Annotated in this window: 6 protein-coding genes, 1 pseudogene and 1 riboswitch; of the genes and pseudogenes, 4 read left to right on the top strand and 3 right to left on the bottom strand. The window is 36.1% G+C overall.

Translation table 11 applies throughout. The features are described 5' to 3' along the window. Positions 1–195, top strand: a 195-nt coding sequence (locus F6K13_RS17360) for a DUF4870 domain-containing protein (protein ID WP_287287890.1), incomplete at its 5' end; no start/stop codon positions are given. Between the two features lie 827 nt (positions 196–1,022). Here F6K13_RS17360 and F6K13_RS35230 read toward each other — a convergent pair. Beyond that, positions 1,023–1,145 carry a hypothetical protein gene (locus F6K13_RS35230; protein WP_205127469.1) on the bottom strand — a complete coding sequence of 41 codons (123 nt, stop codon included), beginning with the start codon at positions 1,143–1,145 and terminating at the stop codon, positions 1,023–1,025. Between the two features lie 831 nt (positions 1,146–1,976). On the opposite strand from F6K13_RS35230, the pseudogene F6K13_RS17345 reads away from it, so the two are divergent. The 3 genes and pseudogenes from F6K13_RS17345 to F6K13_RS17335 form a co-directional block, all read left to right on the top strand. Beyond that, a pseudogene (locus F6K13_RS17345) lies at positions 1,977–2,627 on the top strand (transposase); the annotation flags it as partial. 183 nt (positions 2,628–2,810) lie between these two features. Next, positions 2,811–3,212 carry a transposase gene (locus F6K13_RS17340; RefSeq protein ID WP_124146370.1) on the top strand — a complete coding sequence of 134 codons (402 nt, stop codon included), beginning with the start codon at positions 2,811–2,813 and terminating at the stop codon, positions 3,210–3,212. A gap of 134 nt (positions 3,213–3,346) precedes the next feature. Then, positions 3,347–3,472 carry a transposase gene (locus F6K13_RS17335; protein ID WP_161565008.1) on the top strand — a complete coding sequence of 42 codons (126 nt, stop codon included), beginning with the start codon at positions 3,347–3,349 and terminating at the stop codon, positions 3,470–3,472. Positions 3,473–3,825: 353 nt separating this feature from the next. Here the strand turns inward: F6K13_RS17335 and F6K13_RS17330 are convergent, their stop codons facing one another. Together F6K13_RS17330 and F6K13_RS17325 are read right to left on the bottom strand one after the other, a co-directional pair. Continuing rightward, a complete protein-coding gene (locus tag F6K13_RS17330) occupies positions 3,826–4,032 on the bottom strand; it encodes a hypothetical protein (protein WP_124142943.1) in 207 nt (68 codons plus the stop codon). Between the two features lie 22 nt (positions 4,033–4,054). Further along, positions 4,055–4,253, bottom strand: a riboswitch (Glutamine riboswitch). A gap of 216 nt (positions 4,254–4,469) precedes the next feature. Then, the coding region (locus tag F6K13_RS17325) for a peroxidase family protein (protein ID WP_287287889.1) at positions 4,470–5,115 on the bottom strand (646 nt) is incomplete at its 5' end.

Genomic DNA, 5,115 nt, shown 5'->3' with positions numbered 1-5,115 from the left:
GAATCTTTGAATTTTCATATTAACATTTATATTTACGCTATTATATTCGGTATATTGATCTGGTTGCTTATTGGTATTCCTTTATTAGTTTTGTTAGCAATTATTAGTTTTGTCATGCCAATTATTGCCATTCTCAATGTGATAAATAATCCTAATAAACCTTATTGTTATCCATTTATTTTTCGTCTATTCTAGTCATAATTTTCGACATTCCCAGCCTAGCTTGTGTAATAGAAAAAATAGTATGATAAAAAGGAGAATAATTAAGTATTTATATTAGGTATATCCTAAAAATTGGGAATAAATGATTACGGCGTTGCTGAATCAAGGTATGATATTATGTCTGGTAGCATTGGAGCGTATATAGAACCCCTGAGTGGTATCTATGCGATCGTCAACCTCTTCAGCATCAGTCGAATAAAGCACAAATTAATCTTAGCTGTAGCATTGTTAAGAGTCCTTTTCCTGCGGAATGCTGCGCAAACAAAGTTTTTGGTCAAGCTTTTACATCTTTCCATCCATGAGTTGGTTCTTTCTATGACCCCGGAATGCTTTAACTGGCACAAATCCTTTTTTTCCAAGATTCTCTTTCTCTAACTTTGATGGCTTTGGTGATAGCTTAAGCCGAATCTTGGTCATACATAATTGCCGGATAAATTTTCTTTAACTCCTCTATTATCTTTTCGGGGTGGTATCCATTATCAAGTAATATAGTAGTTTTAGGAATGTTGACTGGTTTGGATTTAAACTAGTCGATGTTGTCTGATCACATTTCTATTCATCCCACATCATCAGAAACTGACGATGCATGTACAATGGGTAAAAAAGGGAAAGTCCAGACTATCAACCGCTAAATGGCTCTTATTTCCGTTAGTGCCCTTGTCAAAACAGAATCCTTTGAACTCTACACTAGCATTGCAAGTATTTTTCACCGCTTGTGAATCAATGATGATTAAAGTTGTCCATTTGGCTTTTTTTTTACTTGTTGACGTACTTGAGGCTGTAAAACATCTCTAATCTTCTCAATTACTCCTTGAGAGCGCCACTGAATGTAGCTGCCAAAAAACTGTGGAATAAAGAGGTAAATCTTTGAGTAAATCAGACCAATTACAACCATTTTTAAGTTGATAGAATACACCATCCAATATTTGTCTTTTGCTCCCCGATCATGGGACAAGTTTTCTTTTTTTTTTTGGCAACAATGGTTCAATCAGAACCCATTCTTGATCTGTGAAACTACTTGAAGGCTGGCATTTACTCAGCTGTTGGTTATGATAATTGGCCATCGCTACTCATGATCACCAATTCCTAAAAAGATACCACTCAGGGGTTCTACAGAATTAAGTTTCAATTGAAAGAAACCCTTAAGCATAGCTGCCCTCTGCCTTCCTTTAACCAAAGTATAAGTTATTCAAGCGGACATGATATTTTTGATTTAAAGGCAAATAAAATCAAATAAAAGCAAATAAAGATAAGTACTCAAAAAAAATTTTTACCTACTCCGATTCTATGTAATTCTTATAGAACCCCTGAGCGTATCTTTGGACGCGGTATGCGCTTTTGGCTTCCGTCCTCAGCCTGAGGAAGTTGTGGAAATTCAGGAACGAGAATGGGGAAAAAGCGGATGAGACCCCGCGTCGTCCAATAGCAAACCTGGTAGCTTCCCTTGCAGGTAGAAAAATACTCTCATCTCCCCATCTCCCCATCTCCTTCTCTATTTTTAATATAGATCTCAAATGGGTTCTATCACCATAAATTAAGTTTTGCAAAATTTGTAATTAATTTTGCGTACTTTTTACCCTAAATCTCTGTTACCAGCTCCGATTTTTACTAAAACATAATCTTTGTATACTTTGAAATAAAGTGCCGAATGTTGGTTTCTAATTAACGGGACTTTAGTGAAAAAAAGGTAAAAAAAAGGTGATAATATATACCTGACAAGTATTTGACGTTAATTACTCCCTGGGGAAAGTCCGATGAAAGAAACAACTTCAGTGGCCATGCCCCCTTGTTTGCATCGATGGTGCGTTCGCGGTAGCGTTGCGTAAGCAAATCGCTTTAACAATGTATTTAAGACAAAAGCTCAAAAAATCGGGTAACCGAGAGTATATAGGAGGATGATTAGGAGAAAGCCACAGAAAAAACTTGTCTCAAATTGCCAACATGGTCTGTAGGTCACACCTACCACAAATTACGGCATTTTTTAGTTCGAGCAAATTGGTCCGTAGATGCTGTGAATCAGCTTTGTCTTCAAGTGATGTGGGAATGTCGTCAAACAAAACCTTCTGGTTTATTTGCTTTAATTATAGACGATTCAGGCCACAGAAAAAGCGCACCGCCTGCACCGAGGTTTCCTCGGCGTAAAGACGGAGCAAGAAGTGGTAATTTAACTGCAGGAGTAGGGTGACAATATATTAGGAGAAATAGGAAAAACAGATAATGGTGTAGTCGTAGTTACAACTAATCTTGATGATCGAGTTAAAAGTCTGCCTTGAGATATAGCTTTGTATCAGAAAGCTGATTCTTTTCCCAAAGGAAAAAAAGACCCAGAATTTGTCAAGAAACCAGACTTAACAATGTCTCTAATAGATCAATGTTTGTCTAGAGGAGACCAACCAGAAATTGTGTGAATTGATGGAGACTATGTTCAACAATTAATAATTAATTATTAATTATTACCTCTCCTTGAAAACAAGAGGATTGACTAATCATGAAAATTTTTATTTATTATCCCCTGAAAAGGGGAAGCGCATACCCACAATTTCTCAGTAAGTAGCTCTACTCTGTGTGTTGAACTTCAAAAATTCAACTTGACGCGAAAAAAAACTTTTCGCACAGCTCAAGCAGGAACCACAAAAAATCTGGAAAAAAGGCTTGATTATTGGGAAAACGTTCTAGATATCCAGGCAAAAAACCTAGTTTTTTTAGATGAAACTGCTATAAATTTAGCCATGACTAGAACCTATGGCCGTTCTGCCAAAGGAAATAAAGTTGATGATACTCGTCCCGATGAAAGAGGAACAAACTTAACATTAATTGGTGCAATTTCTTTGTCTGGTTTTTCTGGGATTATGACCATTGATAGTGGTACAATTCAAGAATTAATAATTAATAATTACCTCTCCTTGAAAACAAGAGGATTGACTAATCATGAAAAATTTTTTCTTTTTTCCCCTGAAAAGGGGAGGCGCATACCCACAATTTCTCGGTGAAAATGTTTTTCAAGTTTTTATTGAACAAGTTTTATTACCTAATTTATGGCCAGGTGCATATTTGGTAATGGACAATTTACCAGCTCATCAAGTTGAGGAAATCAGAAATATAATTGAAGAAGCTCCGAATAAAAGTGCTATATCTTTCTCCATATTCTCCTGAATTTAACCCAATTGAAAATTGTTGGTCAAAAATTAAAGAATATTTGCGAGGGGTTGCGGCTCGTACTAGAGATGATGCTCGAAATAGCATTAATTAATGGAAGCAATTGAGCAAGTGACTTTAACTGATATGAGAAATTGGTTCACTCATTGCTGTTACTGTACCTCACCATCCTCAAAAGTGCTGTAAATTGTGCCTTTAGTGTAACAAATACAAAACTTCTCAAGCTGTTGCTGGCTGAAATCAAAAAAAGTCCACCTCAAACAAGAAGTGGATTTATTTTTTTTGTATTTGATGAAATTGAAATTAGGATGCTACATAGTATTCTTGGGGTTGCACATTAAAGAATGATAATAGATTTTAAACTGTACATATATTGAGGAAAGAATTATCCAAAAATATCTACTTTCGGATTTTATCATCCCTGATTGTGCAACGCCGTATTCTTCCTTAATATTTCAACAATGGAAATTGAAAACACACTAAGGATATAACCAAAATTAAAACAATTGTCCAAGGAGCAAAAATAATACTCAAAAATAGACAAAGTAATGCTATCCCTGCTGTGACTATTTTGACAATCTCTTCAGTAGTATTGACATAAACATAAACGGCAAAGAAACAAATGATGAGACTCATCAATGAAGTCGAAATCATTACAACTACCTCAAATAATAGTAGTACGTTCCTTCGGGATAGATGATTTTGCTGAACTTACTAAAAGTAACCCATGCAAGATTGAAGCTTTATCTAGAACCTTGTTGAAGATAGGTATTTAAGTAAGTTTTTCTTTTTAGCTAATATTTCTAGCCCCTACTTCCGTCTTCCTCAAGCTCTTGGTTAATCAGCCAATCTACACTGTGGGGAAGATGAACGATGGATTTTGTTATTCAATCTAGTATAGCTTTTTATTAAAGCATTGTCAAGAAAATAAATATTTATAGCAGGGAGTAGGGAGTAGGGAGTAGGGGAGATTGAAGTAATTATATAACCTGACTCTATATGACTCCTAAAAATCCCCTAGCTATTTGTAGTAAACATTGATCACACTTGGTATTATACCAATCAGATCAAATCAAGATTGTATCCAGGATTTAAACAACTATGGGGTTATTGACTGTAAAGGCACTGGCCACAATTTTAACATCAGAGTTATCTTCGATAATATCGGCGAGACTAACGTTATCAAGATTCTTATCGATAATGCCTTCAAGTTCCTTGAGATACGGATCATTTTTAACATAAAAGCGATCGCCATCCCGTAAATTAGTGAATTGCTTGATGATGATGGCACTGATTGTCTCACCAACCACTCCACCATTAATATCCTGTTCGGCTAATCCACCAATCCAGAGATCCACATCATCAATAGAATCATACACCGATGCAAACTTAGCAGCAAGCTCGCTGTTTCCTCCTGTTAATTCATCAAAGTCTGTATAAGAGGATAAACCGATAGCATTACGAACTGTATTAATATCAGCTACACCATTCTCCCGTCCCCGTTGAATATTGAGAGAGGCTAAGTCAAAACCACCAGCCCCAGGAGGACCAAACAAGAAGTTACGAACATCATCAATCAGGAAATTATCAACTGCTTGAGCTTGTTGGGATTCTAACCCTTTCAATAAAGAATCAACTCCATCCTCCATAATTTTGCTAGGTTGAAAGAAAGCATCTCGTAGAGCAACGGCTTCATAGCTTCCATCCTCTTCCACTTGTAAGAGTTGAGGTGAAAGA

Source organism: Okeania sp. SIO2B9 (genome assembly GCF_010672505.1).
In the GTDB taxonomy this organism is placed as follows: Bacteria; Cyanobacteriota; Cyanobacteriia; order Cyanobacteriales; family Microcoleaceae; genus Okeania; species Okeania hirsuta.
This window is presented reverse-complemented; position numbering and strand designations above follow the sequence as displayed.

What these genes read in the sequence shown, in the direction of transcription:
- F6K13_RS17330 (WP_124142943.1), bottom strand. Translation starts at nt 4,032, where the DNA reads ATGATTTCGACTTCATTGATGAGTCTCATCATTTGTTTCTTTGCCGTT.